The sequence below is a fragment of the Bacillus sp. ILBB4 genome (assembly GCF_035064545.1).
GTDB lineage: Bacteria > Bacillota > Bacilli > Bacillales > Bacillaceae_H > Priestia.
In genome coordinates this window covers 632,145-655,818 of sequence record NZ_JAIQVD010000001.1, presented here as the reverse complement: position 1 = coordinate 655,818, position 23,674 = coordinate 632,145, and the positions used below count along the sequence as shown (strand labels likewise).

General features: G+C 38.1%; 25 protein-coding genes. 23 read left to right on the top strand and 2 right to left on the bottom strand.

Annotated elements, in window-relative coordinates; genetic code table 11:
- The first annotated feature begins 14 nt into the window (after positions 1–14).
- From LAV82_RS03490 to LAV82_RS03470, 5 genes are all read left to right on the top strand, one after another.
- Positions 15–782: a metallophosphoesterase gene (locus LAV82_RS03490; protein ID WP_063672637.1), complete on the top strand. Its 768-nt coding sequence runs from the start codon at positions 15–17 to the stop codon at positions 780–782.
- A gap of 107 nt (positions 783–889) precedes the next feature.
- Positions 890–1,801, top strand: coding sequence for a MerR family transcriptional regulator (locus tag LAV82_RS03485; RefSeq protein ID WP_013059039.1), 912 nt, complete (start codon positions 890–892; stop codon positions 1,799–1,801).
- A gap of 127 nt (positions 1,802–1,928) precedes the next feature.
- Entirely contained in the window at positions 1,929–2,531 is a 603-nt protein-coding gene (locus LAV82_RS03480; protein ID WP_211077335.1) for a genetic competence negative regulator, read from the top strand.
- Between the two features lie 357 nt (positions 2,532–2,888).
- Complete coding sequence (locus LAV82_RS03475; RefSeq protein ID WP_371399835.1) at positions 2,889–4,154, top strand: Glu/Leu/Phe/Val family dehydrogenase; 1,266 nt, start codon at positions 2,889–2,891, stop codon at positions 4,152–4,154.
- A gap of 124 nt (positions 4,155–4,278) precedes the next feature.
- Positions 4,279–5,250, top strand: coding sequence for a YpdA family putative bacillithiol disulfide reductase (locus LAV82_RS03470; protein WP_057273987.1), 972 nt, complete (start codon positions 4,279–4,281; stop codon positions 5,248–5,250).
- 19 nt (positions 5,251–5,269) lie between these two features.
- Here LAV82_RS03470 and LAV82_RS03465 read toward each other — a convergent pair whose 3' ends face one another.
- Entirely contained in the window at positions 5,270–6,241 is a 972-nt protein-coding gene (locus LAV82_RS03465; RefSeq protein ID WP_029320392.1) for an asparaginase, read from the bottom strand.
- 198 nt (positions 6,242–6,439) lie between these two features.
- On the opposite strand from LAV82_RS03465, the gene prsW reads away from it, so the two are divergent.
- The 10 genes from prsW (at position 6,440) to LAV82_RS03415 (ending at position 15,783) form a co-directional block, all read left to right on the top strand.
- A complete protein-coding gene (gene prsW / locus LAV82_RS03460) occupies positions 6,440–7,090 on the top strand; it encodes a glutamic-type intramembrane protease PrsW (protein WP_013059034.1) in 651 nt (216 codons plus the stop codon).
- A 146-nt stretch (positions 7,091–7,236) separates the two neighbouring features.
- Positions 7,237–8,169: a spore cortex-lytic enzyme gene (gene sleB, locus LAV82_RS03455; protein WP_098757642.1), complete on the top strand. Its 933-nt coding sequence runs from the start codon at positions 7,237–7,239 to the stop codon at positions 8,167–8,169.
- A 17-nt stretch (positions 8,170–8,186) separates the two neighbouring features.
- On the top strand, positions 8,187–9,536 hold the full coding sequence (gene ypeB / locus LAV82_RS03450) for a germination protein YpeB (protein ID WP_029320395.1): 1,350 nt from the start codon (positions 8,187–8,189) through the stop codon (positions 9,534–9,536).
- 155 nt (positions 9,537–9,691) lie between these two features.
- Complete coding sequence (locus LAV82_RS03445; RefSeq protein ID WP_499715663.1) at positions 9,692–10,357, top strand: flagellar brake protein; 666 nt, start codon at positions 9,692–9,694, stop codon at positions 10,355–10,357.
- A 69-nt stretch (positions 10,358–10,426) separates the two neighbouring features.
- On the top strand, positions 10,427–10,603 hold the full coding sequence (locus LAV82_RS03440) for a YpfB family protein (protein WP_013059030.1): 177 nt from the start codon (positions 10,427–10,429) through the stop codon (positions 10,601–10,603).
- A 162-nt stretch (positions 10,604–10,765) separates the two neighbouring features.
- A complete protein-coding gene (gene cmk, locus LAV82_RS03435) occupies positions 10,766–11,440 on the top strand; it encodes a (d)CMP kinase (RefSeq protein WP_013059029.1) in 675 nt (224 codons plus the stop codon).
- On the top strand, positions 11,437–12,024 hold the full coding sequence (locus tag LAV82_RS03430; RefSeq protein ID WP_013059028.1) for a lysophospholipid acyltransferase family protein: 588 nt from the start codon (positions 11,437–11,439) through the stop codon (positions 12,022–12,024). Before cmk ends, LAV82_RS03430 begins: the two co-directional genes overlap by 4 nt.
- Positions 12,025–12,186: 162 nt before the next feature.
- Positions 12,187–13,323 carry a 30S ribosomal protein S1 gene (rpsA, locus tag LAV82_RS03425; protein ID WP_013059027.1) on the top strand — a complete coding sequence of 379 codons (1,137 nt, stop codon included), beginning with the start codon at positions 12,187–12,189 and terminating at the stop codon, positions 13,321–13,323.
- Between the two features lie 16 nt (positions 13,324–13,339).
- Positions 13,340–14,392 (top strand): type 2 isopentenyl-diphosphate Delta-isomerase, encoded by a 1,053-nt coding sequence (gene fni / locus LAV82_RS03420; RefSeq protein ID WP_013059026.1) that lies wholly within the window; start codon positions 13,340–13,342, stop codon positions 14,390–14,392.
- 176 nt (positions 14,393–14,568) lie between these two features.
- Positions 14,569–15,783: an MFS transporter gene (locus LAV82_RS03415; RefSeq protein WP_499715662.1), complete on the top strand. Its 1,215-nt coding sequence runs from the start codon at positions 14,569–14,571 to the stop codon at positions 15,781–15,783.
- Positions 15,784–15,813: 30 nt separating this feature from the next.
- Here LAV82_RS03415 and LAV82_RS03410 read toward each other — a convergent pair whose 3' ends face one another.
- The gene (locus LAV82_RS03410; RefSeq protein WP_013059024.1) at positions 15,814–15,951 is read right to left on the bottom strand and encodes a YpzI family protein; all 138 of its coding nucleotides are present in this window, start codon (positions 15,949–15,951) and stop codon (positions 15,814–15,816) included.
- A 120-nt stretch (positions 15,952–16,071) separates the two neighbouring features.
- Between LAV82_RS03410 and LAV82_RS03405 the strand changes: the two genes are divergently transcribed.
- From LAV82_RS03405 to folE, 8 genes are all read left to right on the top strand, one after another.
- Positions 16,072–16,677 carry a YphA family membrane protein gene (locus LAV82_RS03405; RefSeq protein ID WP_013059023.1) on the top strand — a complete coding sequence of 202 codons (606 nt, stop codon included), beginning with the start codon at positions 16,072–16,074 and terminating at the stop codon, positions 16,675–16,677.
- 297 nt (positions 16,678–16,974) lie between these two features.
- Positions 16,975–18,285, top strand: coding sequence for a ribosome biogenesis GTPase Der (gene der / locus LAV82_RS03400; RefSeq protein ID WP_013059022.1), 1,311 nt, complete (start codon positions 16,975–16,977; stop codon positions 18,283–18,285).
- Positions 18,286–18,302: 17 nt separating this feature from the next.
- A complete protein-coding gene (locus LAV82_RS03395) occupies positions 18,303–19,334 on the top strand; it encodes an NAD(P)H-dependent glycerol-3-phosphate dehydrogenase (RefSeq protein WP_013059021.1) in 1,032 nt (343 codons plus the stop codon).
- A gap of 315 nt (positions 19,335–19,649) precedes the next feature.
- Positions 19,650–19,853 (top strand): DUF2768 domain-containing protein, encoded by a 204-nt coding sequence (locus tag LAV82_RS03390; RefSeq protein ID WP_013059020.1) that lies wholly within the window; start codon positions 19,650–19,652, stop codon positions 19,851–19,853.
- A gap of 24 nt (positions 19,854–19,877) precedes the next feature.
- Positions 19,878–20,600: a YphF family lipoprotein gene (locus LAV82_RS03385; RefSeq protein ID WP_029320416.1), complete on the top strand. Its 723-nt coding sequence runs from the start codon at positions 19,878–19,880 to the stop codon at positions 20,598–20,600.
- A 229-nt stretch (positions 20,601–20,829) separates the two neighbouring features.
- Positions 20,830–22,308, top strand: coding sequence for a stage IV sporulation protein A (gene spoIVA, locus LAV82_RS03380; RefSeq protein ID WP_013059017.1), 1,479 nt, complete (start codon positions 20,830–20,832; stop codon positions 22,306–22,308).
- Positions 22,309–22,681: 373 nt separating this feature from the next.
- Positions 22,682–22,954 (top strand): non-specific DNA-binding protein Hbs, encoded by a 273-nt coding sequence (gene hbs / locus LAV82_RS03375; protein ID WP_013059016.1) that lies wholly within the window; start codon positions 22,682–22,684, stop codon positions 22,952–22,954.
- Positions 22,955–23,102: 148 nt separating this feature from the next.
- Entirely contained in the window at positions 23,103–23,669 is a 567-nt protein-coding gene (gene folE / locus LAV82_RS03370; protein WP_013059015.1) for a GTP cyclohydrolase I FolE, read from the top strand.
- The last annotated feature ends 5 nt before the right edge of the window (positions 23,670–23,674 follow it).

Genomic DNA, 23,674 nt, shown 5'->3' with positions numbered 1-23,674 from the left:
AAGAAGGAGAATATATGGTTATTCTTTTAATTGTTTTAGCGTTAGGCATAGGCTTGCTGATTTTTATGTTTTCAGAAGCCCATCGTACATATGTCGAAGAAAGAACGATTCATTTATCAAGATTTCCTGAAAATCAGCAGCCTTTGCGCCTGTTTTTTATATCGGATATACATAAGCGAACAGTTTCGTCGAAGCTGTTGGAAAAAATACCGGGCGAAGTAGATTTTGTGATCATAGGCGGTGATTTATTAGAAGGAGGAGTCCCTTTATTGCGGGCTCGTCAAAATATTCAAAAGCTTAAAACGCTAGGACCCGTCTATTTTGTGTGGGGAAATAATGATTACGAAGTAAGTCAAATGCAATTGAAGCAGATGCTTAAAGATGAAGGAGTTATTGCCCTTAAAAACGAGCATGTCTTTGCCATTTCCAAATATGGTACTACATGCCATTTTGCGGGGGTAGATGATTTATCAGAAGGTCAGATAAATCTAAAGAGAGCTGTTTCTTCCATTGAACCTGAACAGCTTACCATTCTTCTAAGCCACAATCCTGATGTTATCTATTATGTAGATGAAGAATCAAAAGTAGATTTAATTTTGAGCGGACATACACACGGGGGACAGATACGTTTATTTAATTTTGGTATGTATGAATTAGGAGGGCTGAAAGAAAAACGAAAGATTCCTCTTTTTGTCAGTAACGGATATGGTACAACCTCATTGCCTCTCCGTTTACAAGCTAGAGCCCAAACGCATTATATCACTTTAAAAAGGAAAGAATAGCCTTGAACAAAATCTTTACATAGCATATACAAATTTTACACACAGGATAACTTATCCTATAATTCAATTAATAGATACAGTTCACGAAGAGTAGTTGGAGGTTACGTATGGCTCACGAAGGGAAGTATAACATTAAAGCCATCTCAAATATGGTCGGAATCCAGCCGGGAACTTTGCGTGCATGGGAACGACGTTATCAAATTTTAAATCCTGTCCGCAACGATTCGGGGCATCGGTTATATACAGAGGAAGATTTGAGGAAATTAAAATGGCTCACGGAAAAAGTGAGCGGAGGTTTTACCATAAGTCAAGCGGTTTCGTTATTAGAAACGGAAAGTAGTACAGTAGGAACGTTTGAAGAAGAAGGAGAAGTGGATTCCCCTCAAAAAATTAGGGATGAGCTGTTAACGATGCTTTTATCTTTTGAAGAAGGAAAAGCACAGGATTTAATTAATCATGCTTTTAGCCTGTATTCGGTAGAAAAAGTGGTTATTGATATTTTGGGTTCTCTACTCGTGACGGTTGGAGATATGTGGGAAAAAGGGCAAATTACAAGTGCTCACGAGCATTATACGACTCAAGTATTAAAAACGCGTATCAGCATGATTTTTTATTCGCTGCCTTCAAATGGCTTATTGCCTAAAGCGATTGCTGTATGCGGGCCTAACGAGACACATGAAGTGGGACTCCTAATCTTTACGCTATTTTTACGCCGTAAAGGGTTTGAGGTTATTTATTTAGGAAGCAGCATTGAAGATAAAGATGTTGAGTTAATTGTTAAAGAAGTAGACCCAACGTTTTTATTTATGTCATGCACAATGATGGAAAATGCCGAGAAAACACTAAATTTGACGAACCAAATGATAAAGAAATTCCCGCATCTCAAAGTAGGATTAGGCGGTTATGTGTTTGATGGTTTAGATAGCAAAAGAAAAGGCGAGGCCCAGCCGTTTATTTTAGGAAATACAAAAGAAGAGTGGAACAGCTGGCTAACAAAAAAATTAGCAGAAATTGATTGAGAATAGCTTGTCTTTCCTATCATAAACCTGTAAACTCGTAAGTAAACATCACGAACCGTTTTCCAAAAAATACATATACTGCATTATCGAACCATGTGGTTATGAGTGCAAGCGGGGAGGGACGCTAATGAGGCTTGAACGATTAAACTATAATAAGCTAAAAGTTTTTTTGACCTACGATGATTTAAAAGAAAGAGGGTTAACAAAAGAAGATCTATGGACAGATACATTCAAAGTAAAGCAACTCTTTCGTGAGATGATAGAGCAAGCTTCTCAAGAACTGAACTTTGAACCTACAAATTCTCTTTCGGTAGAAGTTTTTTCACTTCAAGCACAGGGAATGGTTGTATTTGTGACAAAGCAGTATGAAGAAAAAACCAGCTACGGTGAGTTAGATGAAGACGAGTTCGAAGACTTCATTGAAATGCAGGTCATGCTAGATGAAAGCGAAGACATGTTTTTTGAGTTTGATTCATTTGAAGATGTCATTCAGCTGACCAAACGCATGTCAAACTTTTACGATACGGATAGCGTGCTCTATTCATTTGAAAAACGTTTTTACGTGCTGTTGGATTATCACATGCTGTCACCGGCTGAAGTGGGGAATATGATTGCGGTTTTGGCGGAGTATGGAAATCCCTCTACAATTACAAAGCACCGCGTAAATGAATATGGAAAAATGTTAGTAGAAAAGAGAGCTTTGGAGTATATTAACTCTGTCTTTTCTTAACTGTTTAATTGAAATAATTACACCCGTGAAGGATAAAGCACTTTTATTAAAATAAGAGTGGCTGCACTTTCAGCTTGTACAAAGTTGTTGAAAGTGCTCTTTATCACCGGGTGTTTTTTATTTTTTTTAGACGATTAAAGCATACTAGAAAAGAGGCAGACTTAAAACATTGTAGCATACCTTGTAAAGTTAATGGAAGCGTTTTCTTAGAAGAACACAAAAAATACTAAAAGTTCGATATTTTCCTTTGCAATGTAAAACTAAGGGTGTATACTATGTCATGAAAGAAGCACCATTCAATTAAAAACGAATAATTTTCGATACATTTTAGGAGGTTTACAGATGGTAGCCGACAAGATGCAAGACAGTAAAAATAGTCAAGAAGAGAAGCATGATGTTTTAAAATCTACACAAACAGTGATACATAAAGCGTTAGAAAAACTAGGCTATCCTGATGAAGTGTATGAACTATTAAAAGAGCCATTACGAATGATGACAGTAAAAATTCCTGTTCGTATGGATGACGGATCAGTTAAGATTTTTACAGGTCACCGAGCGCAGCATAACGATGCAGTTGGTCCTACGAAAGGCGGAATTCGTTTTCACCCAAACGTAACTGAAAAAGAAGTAAAAGCTCTATCTATATGGATGAGTTTAAAATGTGGAATCGTTGACCTTCCTTACGGTGGAGGAAAAGGTGGAATTGTTTGTGATCCTCGAAATATGTCTTTTGGAGAATTAGAGCGTTTAAGCCGCGGATATGTTCGTGCGATTAGCCAAATTGTTGGACCAACAAAGGATATTCCAGCGCCGGATGTGTTTACAAATTCACAAATTATGGCTTGGATGATGGATGAATACAGCCGGATTGATGAATTTAACTCACCGGGCTTTATTACTGGAAAGCCCCTTGTCTTAGGTGGTTCGCACGGCCGTGAAACAGCGACTGCAAAAGGAGTAACTATCTGTATCCGTGAAGCAGCGAAAAAACGAGGCATTGAATTACAAGGTGCACGGGTAGTAGTACAAGGGTTTGGAAATGCAGGAAGCTTTTTAGCTAAGTTCATGCACGACGCTGGCGCTAAAATTGTAGGGATATCCGATGCGTACGGAGCGCTGCATGACCCTAACGGTTTAGACATTGATTATTTATTAGATCGACGCGATAGCTTTGGTACAGTAACGAAATTATTCAATAATACAATCAGCAACAAAGAGCTACTTGAACTTGACTGTGACATCCTAGTTCCAGCTGCGATTGAAAATCAAATTACAGAAGAAAACGCCCATAACATTCAAGCGAGTATTGTAGTAGAAGCAGCAAATGGACCAACAACTCTTGAAGCAACGCGCATTTTGTCAGAGAGAGGAATTTTATTAGTTCCAGACGTTTTGGCAAGTGCCGGCGGTGTAACAGTCTCTTATTTTGAATGGGTGCAAAATAACCAAGGTTATTATTGGACGGAAGAAGAAGTAGAAGAAAAGCTTGAAAAAGTAATGGTTAAATCATTTAATAACATCTATGAAACCTCTACAATTCGAAAAGTCGACATGCGTCTAGCTGCTTATATGATAGGCGTAAGAAAAATGGCAGAAGGCTCTCGTTTCAGAGGCTGGATTTAAAAACAGAACAGCAGAACAATTGCGTAAATAGAAAAAATCTCCTATCATTAATGAGGAGATTTTTTTGTTTTACACTGCGTTAAAATAAAAAAAAGGTGCGTTTACAACTGAAGGAGTGACAGGCATGAAGAAAGAAAAAGTAATTATTGTTGGCGGAGGACCATGCGGCCTTTCAGCAGCTATTGAGCTTCAACATACAGGTATTGATGCCCTTGTAATTGAAAAAGGGAACATTGTGAATGCAATTTATAACTATCCCACCCACCAAACGTTTTTTAGTTCGAGTGAAAAACTAGAAATTGGGGATGTCCCTTTTATTACCGAAAATCGTAAGCCTGTGCGCAACCAAGCTCTTGCTTACTACCGAGAAGTGGTGAAGCGCAAGCAAGTTCGAATTCAGCCGTTTGAACGTGTCTTGCAAGTAGACAAACAAGCGGAAAACCAATTTATTGTCACAACATCTAAAGAGACATATGAAGCGGAGAATGTCATTATAGCTACGGGCTATTACGATCATCCTAATTATATGAATGTGCCTGGTGAAGATTTATCAAAGGTATTTCATTATTTTAAAGAAGCGCATCCGTACTTTGATAAAGATGTAGTCGTTATAGGCGGAAAAAACTCTAGTGTCGATGCAGCTCTGGAATTGGTGAAGTGTGATGCAAGGGTGACGGTTATTTATCGTGGCTCAGATTACTCACCTAGCGTAAAACCTTGGATATTGCCTGAATTTGAGGCGCTGGTTCGAAATGGAACAATTGGGATGCATTTTAATGCTCATGTAACAAAGATAACGGATGAAACGGTAACATATGAGCAGGAAGGGAAAGAATCTACGATTAATAACGATTTCGTTTTTGCCATGACTGGCTATCACCCTGATCATTCGTTCTTAACAAAAATGGGTGTGGAATTAGATGATGAAACAGGCCGCCCTTCTTTTAACGAAGAGACGATGGAAACAAACGTGGAAGGAATTTATATCGCTGGTGTGATTGCTGCAGGAAACAATGCTAATGAGATTTTTATCGAAAATGGACGTTTTCATGGAAAATCCATTGCTTCTCATATTATCAACAAAAACAACGCATAGGCTTCTATGCGTTGTTTTACTAATGATTAAATAGCTGCTGCAGCTCATCATGATTCGTTGTTACTTGGAGAGCAACTAACAGTTTAATGCGTGCTTTAGGACCATTTAAGCCATTTGAAAAAATAACGCCCATCTCTTTCAACTGCTTGCCACCGCCTTCATATCCATATACATCTTGAGCAATTCCATTAAAACAGCGAGAAACGAGCACGATGGGTATCTTTCGCTCCAAAAGCAATTGAATGCCTGGAATTGTGAGAGGAGGTAGATTTCCTTGACCGAGGGCTTCAATTACAAGTCCATCAACATTCATTGAAGCCACTGCTCGAAATAAATGGTCGTCCATTCCTGCATAAGCTTTTAATAAAGTGATTTGTTTATCTATCTGATTGACAGGATAAAATTCATGTTCTGTAGGCATGTGGTGAAAAGATACGCCGCGTTTTGTGATTAATCCTATTGGCCCGTACTGAGGGCTTTGAAATGTCGCCACGTTGCTTGTGTGGGTCTTGGTCACATTTTCAGCGGTATGAATTTCATCGTTCATCACAACTAAGACACCTTTTCCCTTTGCACCGTCACTAATAGCCACCCGAACCGCAGATATAAAATTATAAGGACCGTCTGAACCAATTTCATTGCTTGATCTCATGGCTCCAGTTAAGACAATTGGAATATCTGTATGCACTGTTAAATCTAAAAAATAAGCGGTTTCTTCCAGCGTGTCCGTACCGTGGGTTAACACGACTGCATCAATTTTGCCTTCATTAATTTTATCGCGTATTTTTCTTGAAAGTATAAGCATTTCCTTAGGAGTAATGTGAGGAGAAGGCAGATGAAATGCTTCTTCTACGATTACATTGGCCATACCTGAAACAGATGATGTTGAGCGGTGGAGCGGATTTTGAATATCTGGTGTTACCGATCCAGTTGCCATGTCTTCTTTCATAGAGATTGTGCCGCCGGTGTGAAGAATATAAACAGTTTTCATAGAGAGCTCCTTTCAATTTTTCATATAAGTATGATACATTTTTTGGTATACTTGTTTAAGGTCTTTGTTAGGCTTTGTAAATCGACAGCAAGTTATGTGAGCATTTACATATAAAGATAAGGACATTATAGACGGAGATTTTCATCCTAAAGATAACATGTTACTATTAAAAAAAATAGAGGAGATGAGGCGCTATTTATGTTGGCGATTGTATCTGCAGGCATTGCGCCAGGATTGGCATTGTTAAGTTTTTTTTATTTGAAAGATGAATATGAAACTGAGCCTATTTCAATGGTATTAAAAACATTTATTTTTGGAGCAATGCTTGTTTTGCCAATTATGTTTATTCAATATGTATTTGGTGAAGAACACGTTTTTCAATCACCTTTTCTTCAAGCATTTTTTACGACAAGCTTTTTAGAAGAATTTTTCAAATGGTTCATTTTATATTTCACGATTTATCAGCATGTGGAATTTGATGAGCATTATGATGGAATTGTTTACGGGGCAGCTGTTTCATTAGGTTTTGCTACCGTTGAAAATATTTTATATTTATTTGCAAATGGTTTAGAATCAGCGCTAGGAAGAGCCTTTTTACCCGTATCTAGTCATGCTTTATTCGGCGTCATTATGGGGTATTATTTAGGGAAAGCAAAGTTTTCTGAAGGAAAGGAAAAAACGAAGTGGACGCTGTACTCCGTATTTGCGCCGCTCATTTTACATGGAACATATGATTATATTTTAAAAACAATGGATCATTGGGTATTTATTATTATTCCATTTATGATTTATTTATGGTGGCTGGCGTTAAGAAAAGTAAAAAAGGCCAAACAGCCATCGATTGTCTAGGCTCAGCTTGTAAATCTTTTTTGAGAGATTTACGAGCTGAGTTTTTTTCATTTCGGTAAATTTTGCGCATCTTGTATAAAAAAACAACCTTTACAAAAAATACTCCTATCATCTTATCAGTTACATACGATGTAGGAGGTTTTGTCATGTTATCATTTCGATGTTTTAAAAAGTATGCATGTCTCATATGCATATGTTCATTTATTGCAGCATCCGTTGTGAGTCCAAAGGCCGCTCACGCGTTTTCAAATCAAGTCATTCAACACGGAGCAGTTGGAGATGACGTTATTGAGCTGCAGTCGAGACTTCAGTATTTAGGTTATTATAATGGGAAAATTGACGGTGTATTTGGATGGAGCACATACTGGGCACTGCGCAATTTTCAATATGAATTTGGCATTAAAAAGATTGACGGTTTAGCAGGCTGGCAAACAAAGATTAAATTAGCCAACGCAACAAAATATCACGAAAACTATGTGAAAAATCAAATTAGAAAAGGGAATAAGTTTACGCACTATGGCGGTCAGCCTCTTGATCAACAGTCTAAAGGAAGCGGTAGCAGTGGGAAAAGCAGGGTGAACAATGGTCAGCAAAAAGCACAAAGCGGATCTTCTCAAACAAAAAAACCTGCCAGTCAGCCGCAGCGTAATACGTCTAAAGGAAATTCTGAACAACAGAAAGAAAAAGCACAAAAGCCAACAGCGGTGAATGTACCAAGCGGTTTTTCACAAAACGATATTCAGCTCATGGCAAATGCCGTGCATGGTGAAGCACGGGGTGAACCATATAATGGCCAAGTAGCCGTAGCGGCCGTTATTTTGAACCGAGTTAACAGTCCGTCATTTCCAAATACAGTCGCTGGAGTTATTTTTGAACCGCGTGCATTTACTGCCGTAGCAGATGGGCAAATTTGGCTTGAACCCAATCCAACATCTAAAAAAGCGGTTATGGATGCGATTAACGGATGGGATCCTACTGGGAATGCTATTTATTACTTTAATCCGGATACAGCAACAAGCGCATGGATTTGGTCACGTCCTCAAATTAAGCAAATCGGGAAACACATTTTCTGTCGATAAAGAGAGGTGAAGGAAACATGATTCGAACAATTTTAATTGTATTATTAGCTATTGGTGTTGTAGGTGTAGGGTATTGGGGGTACAGCGAACATCAAGAAAAAGATGCTGTGCTGCTTCAAGCGGAGAATACGTATCAACGAGCATTTCATGATTTGTCATATCAGCTAGATTTATTAAATGATAAAATTGGTGGCACGCTCGCCATGAGTTCGAGAGATCAGCTTTCGCCCGCGCTTGCAGAAGTATGGCGTTTAACTTCTGAGGCTCATAACAATGTAGGACAGCTGCCTTTATCGCTTTTACCGTTCAATAAAACAGAAGAGTTTCTTTCAGATGTTGGTGACTTTACGTATAAAGTGGCGGTAAGGGATTTAAGCAAATCCCCCCTAACAGATAAAGAGTATAAAACGTTAAATTCGCTTTATGATCAGTCAGGCGAAATTCAAAATGAAATGCGCCAAGTACAGCATCTAGTCATTGATAATAACTTGCGCTGGATGGATGTTGAGCTAGCCTTAGCCACAAAAGAAAAGCAAGGGGACAATACGATTATTGACGGATTAAAAACCGTTGAAAAAAGTATGGATTCTTTTGCCGAAACAGATTTAGGCGTTATGAATGCAACGAATGAGCAGGAAAAAAACGCTTTTCATCAATTAAAAGGTAGAGAAGTTAGTGAAGATGTTGCAAAACAAGTGGCGCGTTCGTTTTTGAATTTAAAAGGAAATGAACAAATTCATATTGTAAAGAGCGGAAAAGATGCCGATTATGAGGTGTACAGCTTAACCATTACAGATCCAAAGACTAAACAAGAGACGTATATGGATATTACACAAAAAGGTGGATATCCGCTTTGGGTGCTCGAAGATCGAGATATTAAAAAACAAAATATTAGTTTAAACGATGCTATGAACAAAGCGACTAAGTTTTTAAAAGATCATCGTTTTGAAAGCCTAGTGATGGCTGAAAGCGCTCAATATGATAATATGGGAGTCTTTACATTCGTAGAGCAAACGGAAAGTGGAGTTCGGATTTATCCGGATTCAGTTAAAATGAAAATGTCTTTAGAAGATGGATCTGTGATTGGTTTCTCAGCTAAAGACTTCTTATTAAAACATCGTACAAGAGATATTCCAAAACCTAAAATTTCGAAAGAACAGGCAAAAACCAAGCTGAACTCGAATGTAAAAGTGATGGAAGAACGCTTGGCAATTATTACGAATGATTTAAACGAAGAAGTGCTATGCTATGAGTTTTTAGGGACAATAAAAAATGATACGTATCGTATTTTCATCAATGCCGATACGGGTTTTGAAGAAAAAGTCGAAAAATTGCAAAACTCAGAACCTTTATATAATGAAGTGTAAAGTTGATAAAAACCGGTGTCTATAGACACTGGTTTTTGTGTTTTGTAATATTTTATTGAGTCTAAATAACTAATTTATATTTACAAAATAAACATATTTGACTATGTTTAAATAAAGGGAAAAAGTGTATATAGTGGAACTGAAGGAGAGAGAAGATGATAAAAGCGGGAATGAGGTTGACGTTAGAGAGCGGGCACAGAGAGTCTACATTACAACAAACATATCGATGTAAAGTAGTTGAGTTTACGGAAGACGTGATTTATATTAGCTATCCGCTAAATGAAGAAACGCAGCGAAGTGCTTTTTTACTAAAAGGTACAAAATTGCTTGCTACGTTTATTGGATATGATCAAAATGTATATGCCTTTCCAACTGAAGTAACAGGGCGTGAAATAAAAGGCATGCCTGTTGTGAAGCTCTTTTACCCGGGCGATAAAAAGTTAAAATCCATCCAAAGAAGAAATTTTTTCCGTGTGCCGCTTACAGTGAAGGCGGTGATAGAAAGTGAACAAGAACAGCAGGATGTAATGGAAATCATGACTAAAAACATCAGTGCAGGTGGAATAGCCGGCTCCTTCCATCACTCGCTGCTTTTTAATGAGAAAGATTCGGTTGTTGTACGATTAAGTCTTCCTAATCGTGAGGGAGCTTTGCAGCATCTTGAATTAAAAGGGGAAGTTGTACAAATTACCGCCCCGACTCCTTGTAAAGTAGGTCAGCTATCTATTAAATTTATGAATATGGAAAAACAAACGAAAGAAATGATGATTCGTTATACCTTAAAGCGTCAGCTCGACCTAAGAAGAAAAGGTCTTCTTTAGCGTATAAAAAAAACTTCTCTTTCCTAAACTGTAAGCAAAGGTATTACTTCTTACAAAAGGAGAAAAAAGGTGAATCGAATAGAACGAATTTTAATTAAATTAGTGGTTATTCAATTTGTGTTTTTAATAATTGCCCAATGTATTTTACTATCTAGCAGTCACAGTACATATTTCTCAAAGGTTATTCAGTATGAGGGAGTTAGCAAAAATAATTTTAATAAAATTATTGAAACATTCGACCAGTAGTCGGACGTATGGTAGAATAACTAGGAAAGAAACATGCAGTGAACACCAGGCAGGAGAAGACCCCCTGCTCTTTTTTTCGTTTATAAACGCTTCATATAAAATGGCTCATTGTATAAAAGATGAAAGTGGTTTGTTCCTGTTTTGAAATTAAGGGAGGCACTTATGGAAAAACAAATTTCAATCGCGATTGACGGTCCTGCAGCTGCTGGGAAAAGTACAGTGGCAAAGATTATAGCAGAAACCTTATCATATATTTATGTTGATACAGGAGCGATGTACCGTGCTCTAACGTATCAAGCGCAGAAAAACCAGGTAGATTTGCAAAATGAAGAAGAGCTATTGCATTTGCTTAACGAAACAGTAATCGATTTAAAACCGTCTGAATCTGGACAGGTAGTCATCTTGAATGGACAGAATGTTACAAGTGAAATTCGTTCCGCAGAAGTAACTAACTCTGTATCCATCGTAGCGAAACATCGTGCAGTTCGTGAAGAGATGGTAGCGAGACAGCAGGGCCTTGCTAAAGATGGAGGCGTTGTAATGGATGGACGTGATATCGGTACACACGTGCTTCCTCACGCAGAAGTTAAAATCTTTTTATTAGCGTCTGTGGATGAAAGAGCACAGCGTCGCCACGACGAAAACATAAAAAAAGGTTTTGAATCAAATTTAGAGCGTTTAAAAGAAGAAATTGCCCGCAGAGACAAGCTGGATTCTGAGCGCGAAGTAGCACCTCTTAAAAAAGCTGAAGATGCAATTGAAATCGATACAACTTCCTTATCGATTGAAGGAGTTGTAGAAAAAATACTTTCTATTACAAAAGAAAGGATTGGATGATTTTGAGCTTTTATATGTTTGCACGTGCCATTGTAAAAGGCATTTTAACACCAGTTTATCGTTATGAAGTAATCGGTGCAGAAAATATCCCTTCAGAAGGCGGAGTGTTGCTTTGTTCAAATCATATTGACAACTTAGATCCGCCTACTGTAGGTGTGACATGTCCAAGGCCTATTTCGTTTATGGCAAAAGCAGAGCTGTTTAAAGCACCTTTTCTGAAGACGGTTCTGCCAAAGTTAGAAACATTCCCTGTAAAGCGCGGGATGGCAGATCGTGAAGCTTTGCGCCAAGGGTTAAAGATTTTAAAAGAAGGAAAAGTGCTTGGATTATTTCCCGAAGGAACAAGAAGTAAAGATGGGAAATTAGGAAAAGGGATGGCTGGAGTAGGCTTTTTTGCTTTGCGTTCAAAAGCAGCTGTTGTGCCTTGCGCTGTTATTGGTCCATATAAGCGTTTTGCAAGGTTAAAAGTAGTATACGGACCGCCAATTCAGATGGATGAGCTTCGCGAACGAAAAGCATCAGCCGACGAAGTAACCGAAGCTATTATGAAAAGCATTGGTAAATTAATTGAAAAATATCAATAGTTTGTAACCTTATGACTTGACAAAAGATTCTATTTATTAGAAGTTAGTAACAAAGAGAGTTTTTTCTATACAGAGCTATATACAATAATGATGAGCTAAAAGAGTGAAGAACTCTTACAAGGGAATACATATTGTAGATGGATATTGGAGGAGGAAAAGACGATGACAGAAGATATGAATCAAGTAGAGGTAACGTCATTAGAAGTAGGAGAAACAGTAAAAGGTACTATTACAAAAGTAGAAGAAAAGCAAGTGTATGTAGATGTACCTAACAGCAAACTAGACGGTATTATTCCAATTAGTGAATTAGCGAGCTTACATATTGAAAAAGCAGGCGATGTAATCCAAGAAGGTGCCGAAGTCGAAGCGAAAGTAATTAAAGTGGAAGACGATTTGCTTGTGCTATCTAAACGGGCTGTAGATGCTGAAAAAGCATGGGATGGTTTAGAAGCAAAACTTTCTTCAGGTGAAGTGTTTGAAGCGGTAGTCAAAGAAATTGTCAAAGGCGGATTAGTAGTAGATATTGGTGTAAGAGGGTTCATTCCAGCTTCTCTTGTTGAAACTCATTTCGTTGATGATTTTGCAGAGTATCAAGATCAAACTCTTACGGTCAAAGTAGTGGAATTAGATAAAGAAAAAAATCGCGTGATCCTTTCGCATCGTGCAGTTGTAGAAGAAGAGCTTGTACAACAAAAAGAAAATGTTCTTGAGTCATTAAAAGAAGGTCAGGTTTTAGAAGGAACCGTTCAGCGCTTAACAGACTTTGGTGCGTTTGTAGATGTAGGCGGAGTAGATGGGTTAGTGCACATTTCTCAGCTTTCACACACGCGTGTAGAAAAACCTTCAGACGTAGTAGCTGAGGGAGATGCTGTGAAAGTCAAAGTATTGTCTGTTGACAAATCAACGGGGCGTGTTTCATTATCTATTAAAGATACGTTAGAAGGTCCATGGTCCAACATTTCTACGAAGCTTCGCCAAGGTGATGTAGTAGATGGAACCGTTAAAAGACTTGTATCTTTTGGAGCTTTTGTGGAAGTTCTACCTGGAGTAGAAGGACTTGTACACATTTCTCAAATTTCCCATAAGCATATCGGGACACCGCATGAAGTGCTTTCTGAAGGCGAAAAAGTGACGGTGAAAGTACTTGATGTGAATGAACAAGAACGACGCGTTTCGTTAAGCATTCGTGATCTTGAGGAAGAAGAACAAGAAGATTACGGTGACTATGAATTACAAGAAGAGTCAAAAGGTTTCCAATTAGGTGATATGATTGGGGATCAATTAAAAAAATTAAGATAAGTAATGGTGATGATTTGTGAGCAGAGCAAAACGTAAAATTGATCACATTCATCATGCGATTCAAACTGGACAGCATCGGCTGCACGGGCTAGATGATATTCGCTTCGTTCATAATAGCTTACCAAATACAGGCGTGCAAGATGTTCATATTGATACAAAAATTGGCGAACTTTTGTTAAGTTCGCCAATTTTTATAAATGCTATGACGGGTGGAGGCGGACAAGAAACGGAACGGATTAACCGTTCGTTTGCTCAAATTGCTCATCATGGTCAATTAGCAATGGCCGTTGGATCGCAGATGGCTGCGATTAAAGATGAAAAGGAAGAACAATCATACAGAGTAGTGCGTCAAGAAAACCCTAACGGAATTATTTTTGCCAACCTAGGCAGTGAAGCTACAGTTGAACAAGCTAAAAAAGCGGTTGATATGCTTGAAGCAAATGGACTTCAAATTCATTTAAATGTTATACAAGAACTGGTCATGCCAGAGGGAGATCGTGATTTTACCGATGCATTACGTCGTATTGAACGCATTGTCCGAGAAGTAACCGTTCCTGTAATTGTCAAAGAAGTAGGTTTTGGGATGAGCGCTCAAGCAGTGCAAAAACTTAAAGATGTTGGTGTTGAAATCGTTGATATTGGTGGGTACGGCGGTACCAATTTTTCGAAAATCGAAAATGAAAGACGAGCAAAACATTTTCACTTCTTTAATGATTGGGGAATTTCCACAGCAGCTTCTTTAGCGGAAGTATCTCAGCACGTAGAAGGTATGTCCATTATTGGTTCAGGAGGTATTCAAACCTCTATGGATATTGCTAAGTCTATTGCGTTAGGAGCTTCTGCAACGGGAATGGCAGGATATTTTTTATCCATTTTAATGAAGTCTGGTTTAGAAGCAGTTGTAGAAGAGATAGCCGAGCTGCATGAGGAGTTAACGTTCATCATGGCTGCGTTAGGAGCAACTTCTATTGCTAAGCTTCAGCAAATGCCTCTAGTTATTACAGGGGATACCCATAGCTGGCTGACTCAGCGAAATGTATCTATAGAAACATTTAATAACAGATCATAAAAAAGCATGCAGTTGACTGCGTGCTTTTTTATTTCTTTAGAAGATGAATGATCGCGTTTTCATTTTGAAAAACAAAAAATGTTGGCAGAAGAAGTGACAAAAAGCATGAAATCCCAAACGTTAGCCCCTTATAATAAGTTAAATGAACAGAAAAATCAGAAAAAAGAGGTGGCGTAATGAAAAAAGGACATTCTATATTTACAATTTTTCTTTTCTTTTTAGGCTGGGTTTTCATGTATGCAGATCGTAATATTTTATCTCCGGTTATGGGAGATATCGGTGTGCAGTGGGATCTTAATAAAGCTGAACTTGGACTAATGTCTACCGTGTTTTTTGCAGCGTATGCAGCTATGCAAATTCCAACGGGTTTTTTGGCAGATCGATTTGGTCGCGTTAAGATCTTAGTAGCTGGATACATCTTGTTTGGAGTTGCCACATTTTTCACAGGACTTACAACTACTTTCGGTATGTTCTTACTCATGCGGGCGCTGACAGGGCTTGGAGAAGGAACGTATTATGGTTCACAATACGGGATTTCTTCAAGCATCACGTCCGAACGATACCGAGGTTTAGTGTCTGCGCTCATTAATAGTGGAATGGCTTTTGGTATATCACTTGGTTTTATCGGTTCTACATACATTACATATACGTTAGAAAAAGACTGGCAGTTTACTTTTTACTTATTTGCTATTCCGACTATAGTAATAGCTATTTTAATAGCTTTCTTTGTAAAAGATAAGCAAAGGGATCAAGAAAAAAATGCGCCAAATAAAGAAACAAAGCAGTCGCTAAAAGTATTATTTACAAGAAATCATATTTTCGTATACATTTTAATCTTCTGCTCTCTTTACGGATTTTTTGGGATGCTTACGTGGCTTCCGTATTATTTACAGCACTCGCGAGGCTTAGAAGGGTCTCAAACAGGCATCATAGCATCTTTAGTACCTTGGGCGTCTATTCCAGGAGCAATCTTCTTTGGATATATATCTGATCGAATTGCAAATAAAAAAGCATTAATTGTGAGTTTGTCAGTAGCGGGCGCTTTATGTCAATTTTTTATTCCCTATACAGAGAGTTATTCTTGGCTATTAATCGGCTTAATTGTGTACGGTCTGATAGGTAAATTAGCATTAGATCCGATTTTGATTTCGTATATGGCAGATATTACTCCATCGTCCATGTACTCTAAAGTGTACGGTTTTTTTAACTTCAGCGGCATGCTGTCATCCATCTTTGCACCTTACATTACCGGATATTTTGCAGATAAACTTGGAAGTATGGAATTCGGATTTTATTTGTCAGGAGCACTATTGTTAGTGGGAGGAGTTCTCTTTTTGTTTACAGGAAAGAAAGAACGTTCCTATCCTGTTTCACATCCAGTTTTAAAATAAAAAATGCGCTGACTAAGTCAGCGCATTTTTTTATTTGTGCTCATTTAACTCGCGCGCTTCTTCAGGACTTTGCAAGCTAGTTGCTCCCGGATAGTGAAGTCCTTGATCACGGTCAGATTCAACTCGTTTTGATTCTTTTAATTTTTTCTCTTGACGATCTTTTCCCATTTTAGTTTCCCTCCTTTTTTCTGATAGGTTGTCCAAAATAAAGGGTTCTATTCTAAAACTCCGATTAAGTTTTACCAAATTGATACATACTGATGACAGGTAGAGGAGGTGCCATATTCAGTGGACGGAATTTTCTTTTATTGGCTTTCGTGGATGGGATGGATTGTTGCGACTTTTCTTATGCCCAAAACACCTAGGCGTTGGAAGGTAGCAGCCATTATATTAATCAGTATACTCCTAAGCGGAATGAACATGCATATGGCTCAGTTTTCATGTAGCTACACCGCTTTGTTTTTAGTGGGAGTAGCGTGTGTTTATGCTTCAGGCTACAGCAGGTTTCAGCAGTTATATTATGTTATTGTATGCGGCATTATAATAATTGCCTATGCTGGTTTTTGTTTACTTGAGCTCTATGATCCTGTATGGATTTTTATTGATCGTAAGTGGATTTTGACTGGACTTATCTTATATATTTGCTTTATGGTGATTAAAGATGCTGAAAAAAGATTCGCAGCGATCATTTTAGGTGTAGTTGGAGGAGATTTTTTATACGCAGTTGTTATTCGAGATATTGCATCTTATGAAGTAGGGTCTCTTCGGACACTCGACGTTTTAGCAACAGCAGTAGGAACTATGTTTATTTGGGAGATGCTGGTTTATTTTTCTGCTTATTTAGATTTGTACGTGCTGAAGTCTCACAGGCAAAAGCAAAGTACTTACAAATAGAAGAAGAGATTTCGTAAAATTATATTGTTGTTACCGGTGATTTTTGATAAAATTGTTTGATTGAAAGAGTAATGCTTATTCAGCGGATAGGCAGTTAATCAGCTTGGTGTAAAATAGAGCTGATAAAAAGCCTGCTTTATCGCTTATGATCGATTAGTAGAGGTCATGCCACGCTGCATGGCCTCAATTTTTGAAAAAAGAATGATCTTATTTATTTGTACATGTAGATAAATACCTTTAGTCGATTAAAGACTGGTTGCCGATACATAAAAAAGATCAAGGAAAGGGAAGAATCGTATGCCAAAACCAATTATTGCGATTGTTGGTCGTCCCAACGTAGGAAAATCAACAATTTTCAACCGAATTGTAGGAGAGCGAGTATCTATTGTAGAAGATATTCCGGGTGTAACTCGTGATCGTATCTATAGTTCAGGTGAGTGGCTGAATGTGGACTTTAACATTATTGATACTGGCGGTATTGATATTGGAGATGAGCCATTTTTAGAACAGATCAAACAGCAGGCAGAAATTGCAATTGATGAAGCGGACGTAATCATTTTTCTAGTGAATGGACGCGATGGAATTACTGCAGCTGATGAAGAAGTGGCGAAAATTTTATACAAATCCAAAAAGCCTGTGGTCCTAGCTGTTAATAAAGTAGATAATCCTGAAATGAGAGAATTAATCTATGATTTCTACGCACTAGGATATGGAGAACCGTTCCCAATCTCAGGAACGCATGGTTTAGGTTTAGGTGACCTGCTAGACGAGGCAGCTAAGCACTTTCCAAAAGAAAAAGACGAAGATTACGGAGAAGACGTCATTAAATTTTCATTGATTGGTCGTCCTAACGTAGGAAAATCTTCATTAGTTAATGCTCTTCTAGGTGAAGACCGTGTTATTGTCAGTGATCTTGCCGGCACGACACGCGATGCTATTGATACAAAGTTTACAAAAGAAGATCAAGAATATGTTGTTATTGATACAGCTGGAATGAGAAAGCGTGGAAAAGTGTACGAGAGTACTGAAAAATACAGCGTACTGCGCGCATTAAAGGCAATTGAACGCTCAGATGTTGTCTTAGTTGTATTAAATGCTGAAGAGGGTATTATTGAACAAGATAAGAAAATTGCCGGCTATGCACAAGAAGCTGGAAAAGCTGTTGTCATCGTTGTGAACAAATGGGATACAGTAGAAAAAGATGAAAAAACAATGAAAAAATTTGAAGAAAATATACGTGAGCATTTTCAGTTCTTAACATATGCTCCAATTGTATTCCTTTCAGCTAAAACGAAAAAACGTACGCATACGCTATTGCCAATGATTGATCTTGCAAGCGAAAGCCATGCGGTACGTGTAGAAACAAGCATCTTAAATGATGTGATTATGGATGCAGTAGCAATGAACCCTACGCCTACTCACAACGGCAACCGCTTAAAAATCTATTACACAACTCAAGTAGCAATCAAGCCGCCAACTTTTGTTGTGTTTGTAAATGATCCTGAGCTAATGCATTTTTCATATAAACGTTTCTTAGAAAATAAGCTTCGTGAAGCTTTTGGATTCGAAGGAACTCCAATTAAAATTATTGCAAGACCAAGAAAATAACAGAGGATGTGATCGGCGTGGAAAGAATAGCTGTACTAGGAGCAGGAAGCTGGGGAACTGCATTAGCTTTCGTATTGGCGGAAAATGGACACGATGTTCGCATTTGGGGACATAGACAACAAGTCATTGATCAAATCAACGAGACGCATCAGAATGAAAAATATTTGCCTGGTGTAGAGCTTCCTCATCAGATTAAAGGTTTTACGTCATTAGAAAAGGCAATAGAGGGTGTTGAAACCCTTATTTTAGCTGTTCCAACGAAGGCCATTCGTGAAGTGTTGCAGCAGCTAAAATCCCTTACCGATGAACTGTTTACAATTGTTCACGTGAGTAAAGGGATTGAACCGGATTCTCTTTTACGTATATCTCAAATGATTCAACAAGAAATTGATACAAAAGACATCGTTGTCTTATCAGGTCCGAGTCATGCTGAAGAGGTAAGTAGAAGGCAGCCGACAACCGTGACGTCAGCTTCAACAAATATACAAGCAGCAGAAAAAGTGCAGGATTTATTTAATAATCAACAGTACTTCCGTGTTTATACAAATCCTGATGTGATTGGTGTGGAAATTGGGGGAGCGTTAAAAAATATTATTGCTCTTGCTGCTGGTATCACGGATGGACTTGGATATGGTGACAATGCGAAGGCCGCTCTTATGACTCGTGGCTTAGCTGAAATCGCTCGTTTAGGTACTGTGCTTGGCGCCAATCCTCTGACGTTCTCAGGTTTAACCGGGATTGGGGACTTGATTGTAACGTGTACAAGCGTTCATTCTCGAAATTGGCGCGCTGGTAATCTTCTTGGGAAAGGCAAAAATTTAGACGAAGTATTAGAAAATATGGGAATGGTTGTAGAAGGTGTACGCACGACGAAAGCAGCTTACCAGCTATCTCAAAAATATGACGTAAAAATGCCGATTGCTGATGCTTTATATAATGTACTGTTTAATGATGTGAAGGCAAAGGATGCAGTAGACGCGCTTATGTCTCGTACTAAAACACATGAAATGGAAGATTTAGCGAATGTTTTAGGAGAAAAATTAAATTAAGTGCAAAGAAATATGAAAAAATAGGCAATTGGCGATACCCAAAATCATTTACTTGCATAAAATAACGTGTAAATAAAGATGAGTAGAACTGTTAGTATGGGAATATTTAGTTATGATCGAAGCGAAGAGCCCCCTTCGCTTCGATTTTTTTTATGCGAAAAAGCAGGAATTTGTCAATTTAATAGGAAAGTAATTACTATAGAGCATGAATCACTGGAAGGTAAATAAATAGTGAATTTAGAAAGTTCTATCAATATCCATCTTAACTATAAGTCCTTATGTTATAATAACGGTGAAAAAAGGAGTGGATGCAATTTGTCGCCAGGTTTGTTAAAGATGTGGATTTCATTGGGTTCCATTGTATTTATGTTTATTTCGGTATTTTCTATTTACTTTAGTCGTTATAAAATTACGAACCGCATTGGTAAAATTGTACTCGCTTTCATTGCCTATTCGCTTATGATTGTAGCAGGTCTTATTATGGTAATTGTTGTATTCAGCGGGCCGACAGATGCTTAATGTACATATGGTAGGGTGAGAAAAATGAAAAAATTCATGCTAACGTCTATTGTTGGGTTAACCATTTTTATATTATCCGGTTGTTTGTACCCGACGGAAAGAATGTCTCAAAATCAAGTTCCTTATAAAGATCAAGTTGCTTCCGTGCAAACGGCGGTTGATCAATTTAAACAAGAAAGCGGAGGCTTATTGCCGATAAAAACGAAAGATATGGACACGCCGATTTATCAAAAATATCCGATTGACTTTACGAAAATTGTTCCTAGATACATGCAAGACGCACCTGGGAATTCGTATGAAAGCGGAGGGATATTTGCGTACGTGCTTGTGGATGCAGAAACAAAGCCGACGGTTAAATTATTAGACTTACGGATGGCGGATACGATTCAAGATGTTAACGTACATTTGAATATATACCGTCAAAATCATAAAGGGTACGTACCGTTTAAAGACGTCATCGCTCCCGGCGTATTCTCTATTAATTATAAAAAATTGAATATGAAAGAGCCTCCTGTCGTTACTAGCCCATATACAGGGAATAGTCTTTCTTTAATTGTTAATGGACAGGGAGATGTATTTGTAGATTATCGCCCTGATTTGTATGATGCCATTCAAAAGCATAAAAGCTCCTACAAACCTGGTGAAGATATACGAAAGCTCCTTGTGGAAAACAGTGATTTTGTACCTGCTTACTCTCTTCCTTATACAGTCAACGATAAGAATGAACCAATATTTTTTAAAAAATAAGTCATGAACCCCTTCTCCTTGAATAATATTCAGAGAGAAGGGGTTTTCTCTTTCTTGTACACCAATAATGATAATCAGAATGACTAAGTCAGCATGTGCATGAAAAAAATCATAAATTTTTCTATCAAAAGTCATATTTTAATAGGACAACGTCATAACTATATAGTGTCCTAATTTACTCTCGCAATGGATGTCATATTCCATGAACTCATAGATCGGAGGGGATCTTTTGGAAAAGGTGGATGTATTTAAAGATATCGCTGAACGTACAGGAGGCGATATATATTTAGGTGTGGTGGGAGCAGTTCGAACAGGAAAATCTACATTTATTAAAAAATTTATGGAGCTGGTGGTCCTGCCTCACATCGAGAACGAGGCAGAAAGAGCTCGCACACAAGATGAACTACCACAAAGTGCAGCTGGAAAAACGATTATGACAACTGAGCCGAAATTCGTACCGAATCAAGCAGTTAATGTTTTGGTAGATGACGGGCTAGAAGTTAACATACGGTTAGTAGATTGTGTAGGATATACGGTGCCTGGCGCTAAAGGGTACGAAGATGAAAACGGACCTCGAATGATCAATACACCTTGGTATGAAGAACCAATTCCATTTCACGAAGCGGCTGAAATTGGAACGAGAAAGGTAATTCAAGAACACTCAACGATTGGTGTCGTCATTACAACAGATGGCTCAATTGGAGATATACCTCGTCAAGATTACGTGGAAGCAGAAGAGCGCGTCATTAATGAGCTAAAAGAAGTAGGCAAACCATTTATCATGGTTATTAATACCGTACAGCCATATCATCCTGATACAGAAAAGCTTCGTGCAAAGCTTAATGAAAAATATGATATTCCAGTATTAGCGATGAGTGTGGAAAGCATGCGCGATACTGATGTGATGAACGTATTAAGAGAAGCACTCTACGAGTTCCCTGTATTAGAAGTCAACGTTAATCTACCAAGCTGGGTAATGGTTTTAAAAGATAAACATTGGCTGCGTGAAAGCTATCAAGAAGCCGTTAAAGAAACGGTAAAAGATATTAAGAGGCTGAGAGACGTTGAACGGGTAGTAGAGCAATTTAGCCAGTTTGAGTTTATCGATCAGGCTCGATTAGCCGGAATTGAGATGGGGCAGGGAATTGCCGAAATTGACTTATATGCTCCAGATGACTTATACGATCAGATTTTGAAAGAAATCGTGGGAGTAGAAATTCGCGGAAGAGATCATTTGCTGCAGTTAATGCAAGATTTTGTGCATGCAAAAACCGAGTATGATCAAGTCTCTGATGCCCTTCGTATGGTTAAACAAACGGGTTATGGTGTAGCTGCACCTTCGCTTTCGGATATGAGCCTTGATGAACCTGAAATTATTCGCCAAGGATCGCGTTTTGGGGTTCGTTTAAAAGCAGTGGCACCTTCTATACACATGATTAAAGTGGATGTAGAATCAGAATTTGCGCCGATTATCGGAACGGAGAAGCAAAGCGAAGAATTAGTTCGTTATTTGATGCAAGACTTTGAAGATGATCCGCTTTCAATTTGGAATTCAGATATATTTGGCCGCTCTCTAAGTTCAATCGTAAGAGAAGGGATTCAAGGAAAGCTGTCGCTGATGCCTGAAAATGCGCGATATAAGTTAAAAGAAACGCTAGAACGGATTATCAACGAAGGATCTGGAGGTTTAATCGCGATTATTTTATAAGAATGTAACGTTAGGCTCCTCATAAAGGAGCCTCTTCTTTTTGGATAGAACATACAAAACTTTACATATATTGTGATAGATCGCGTGGTTATCTTATTCCTGCGTTATTTTCTGCTTGCTATGCCTTGTTCAATATGTTAATCTTTTAACAGAAATCGATCGATCATACTGTTTTCATTACATACATACGGCAGATGAATGAAAAACATTGAATTATTTAGTTCAATCGTTTATGATTAGGCTTGTCGATACATAGGTTATGTATAATATCCATTTGTTTTGTTAAAGAATGAGATATAACGAATTACTAGATTCCTTTTCTAACAAGGTTTTTAGTTATTATATGATCCGATTTTGGGAGGAGGTGAATGGCATGAACAAGACAGAATTAATTAATGCTGTTGCAGAAGCAAGTGAGCTTTCAAAAAAGGATGCTACAAAAGCAGTTGATGCTGTTTTCGATACAATTTTAGAAGCTTTAAAAGCTGAGGACAAAGTTCAACTTATCGGTTTTGGTAACTTCGAAGTACGTGAACGTGCTGCTCGTAAAGGACGCAATCCACAAACTGGCGAAGAAATCGAAATTCCTGCTAGCAAAGTTCCTGCATTCAAACCAGGTAAAGCTCTTAAAGATGCTGTAAAATAATATCTACATAAAATGGCTTTATTCATAGCCGTTGATGAAGAGCTTTGAAAGGTCGCACATTTGCGACCTTTCTTTTTTGCCTTTGGTATATACATATGCTAGAATTTTTTTCATAAAGTCGTAATGCAACGAATTGGAGGGCAACAACATGTCATCTGTAAATAAACCACAGATCGAACAAGCCGTGAGACTAATTTTAGAAGCAATTGGCGAAGATCCAAACCGTGAAGGATTATTAGATACCCCAAAGCGAGTAGCTAAAATGTATGAGGAAGTCTTTTCCGGGTTGAATGAAGATCCAAAAGAGCATTTTAAAACAGTTTTTGGAGAAGACCATGAAGAGCTAGTGCTTGTAAAAGATATTCCTTTTTACTCTATGTGTGAACATCACTTAGTTCCTTTTTATGGAAAAGCTCATGTTGCGTATATTCCAAAAGGCGGACGAGTGACCGGTTTAAGTAAGCTGGCAAGAGCGGTAGAAGCTGTTGCGAAGCGTCCTCAGCTTCAGGAGAGAATTACATCTACAGTGGCGGATTCTATTGTAGAAACATTAGAGCCGCACGGGGTAATGGTAGTAGTGGAAGCAGAGCACATGTGTATGACCATGCGAGGCATTAAAAAGCCTGGAGCTATGACAATCACTTCTGCTGTACGTGGAGTGTTAGAACACGATGCAAGTTCTAGAGCTGAAGTTTTATCACTGATTAAATCATAATGTGG

Bases quoted from the DNA above. Each gene is read 5' to 3' on its own strand.
- LAV82_RS03415 (WP_499715662.1), top strand. From the start codon at position 14,569: ATGAAAAAAGGACATTCTATATTTACAATTTTTCTTTTCTTTTTAGGC.
- LAV82_RS03490 (WP_063672637.1), top strand. From the start codon at position 15: ATGGTTATTCTTTTAATTGTTTTAGCGTTAGGCATAGGCTTGCTGATT.
- LAV82_RS03475 (WP_371399835.1), top strand. From the start codon at position 2,889: ATGCAAGACAGTAAAAATAGTCAAGAAGAGAAGCATGATGTTTTAAAA.
- LAV82_RS03465 (WP_029320392.1), bottom strand. From the start codon at position 6,241: ATGAAAACTGTTTATATTCTTCACACCGGCGGCACAATCTCTATGAAA.
- hbs (WP_013059016.1), top strand. From the start codon at position 22,682: ATGAACAAGACAGAATTAATTAATGCTGTTGCAGAAGCAAGTGAGCTT.
- LAV82_RS03410 (WP_013059024.1), bottom strand. From the start codon at position 15,951: ATGGGAAAAGATCGTCAAGAGAAAAAATTAAAAGAATCAAAACGAGTT.
- LAV82_RS03445 (WP_499715663.1), top strand. From the start codon at position 9,692: ATGATAAAAGCGGGAATGAGGTTGACGTTAGAGAGCGGGCACAGAGAG.
- ypeB (WP_029320395.1), top strand. From the start codon at position 8,187: ATGATTCGAACAATTTTAATTGTATTATTAGCTATTGGTGTTGTAGGT.
- LAV82_RS03470 (WP_057273987.1), top strand. From the start codon at position 4,279: ATGAAGAAAGAAAAAGTAATTATTGTTGGCGGAGGACCATGCGGCCTT.
- cmk (WP_013059029.1), top strand. From the start codon at position 10,766: ATGGAAAAACAAATTTCAATCGCGATTGACGGTCCTGCAGCTGCTGGG.
- folE (WP_013059015.1), top strand. From the start codon at position 23,103: ATGTCATCTGTAAATAAACCACAGATCGAACAAGCCGTGAGACTAATT.
- rpsA (WP_013059027.1), top strand. From the start codon at position 12,187: ATGACAGAAGATATGAATCAAGTAGAGGTAACGTCATTAGAAGTAGGA.
- LAV82_RS03480 (WP_211077335.1), top strand. From the start codon at position 1,929: ATGAGGCTTGAACGATTAAACTATAATAAGCTAAAAGTTTTTTTGACC.
- LAV82_RS03430 (WP_013059028.1), top strand. From the start codon at position 11,437: ATGATTTTGAGCTTTTATATGTTTGCACGTGCCATTGTAAAAGGCATT.
- LAV82_RS03385 (WP_029320416.1), top strand. From the start codon at position 19,878: ATGAAAAAATTCATGCTAACGTCTATTGTTGGGTTAACCATTTTTATA.
- LAV82_RS03485 (WP_013059039.1), top strand. From the start codon at position 890: ATGGCTCACGAAGGGAAGTATAACATTAAAGCCATCTCAAATATGGTC.
- sleB (WP_098757642.1), top strand. From the start codon at position 7,237: ATGTTATCATTTCGATGTTTTAAAAAGTATGCATGTCTCATATGCATA.
- prsW (WP_013059034.1), top strand. From the start codon at position 6,440: ATGTTGGCGATTGTATCTGCAGGCATTGCGCCAGGATTGGCATTGTTA.
- der (WP_013059022.1), top strand. From the start codon at position 16,975: ATGCCAAAACCAATTATTGCGATTGTTGGTCGTCCCAACGTAGGAAAA.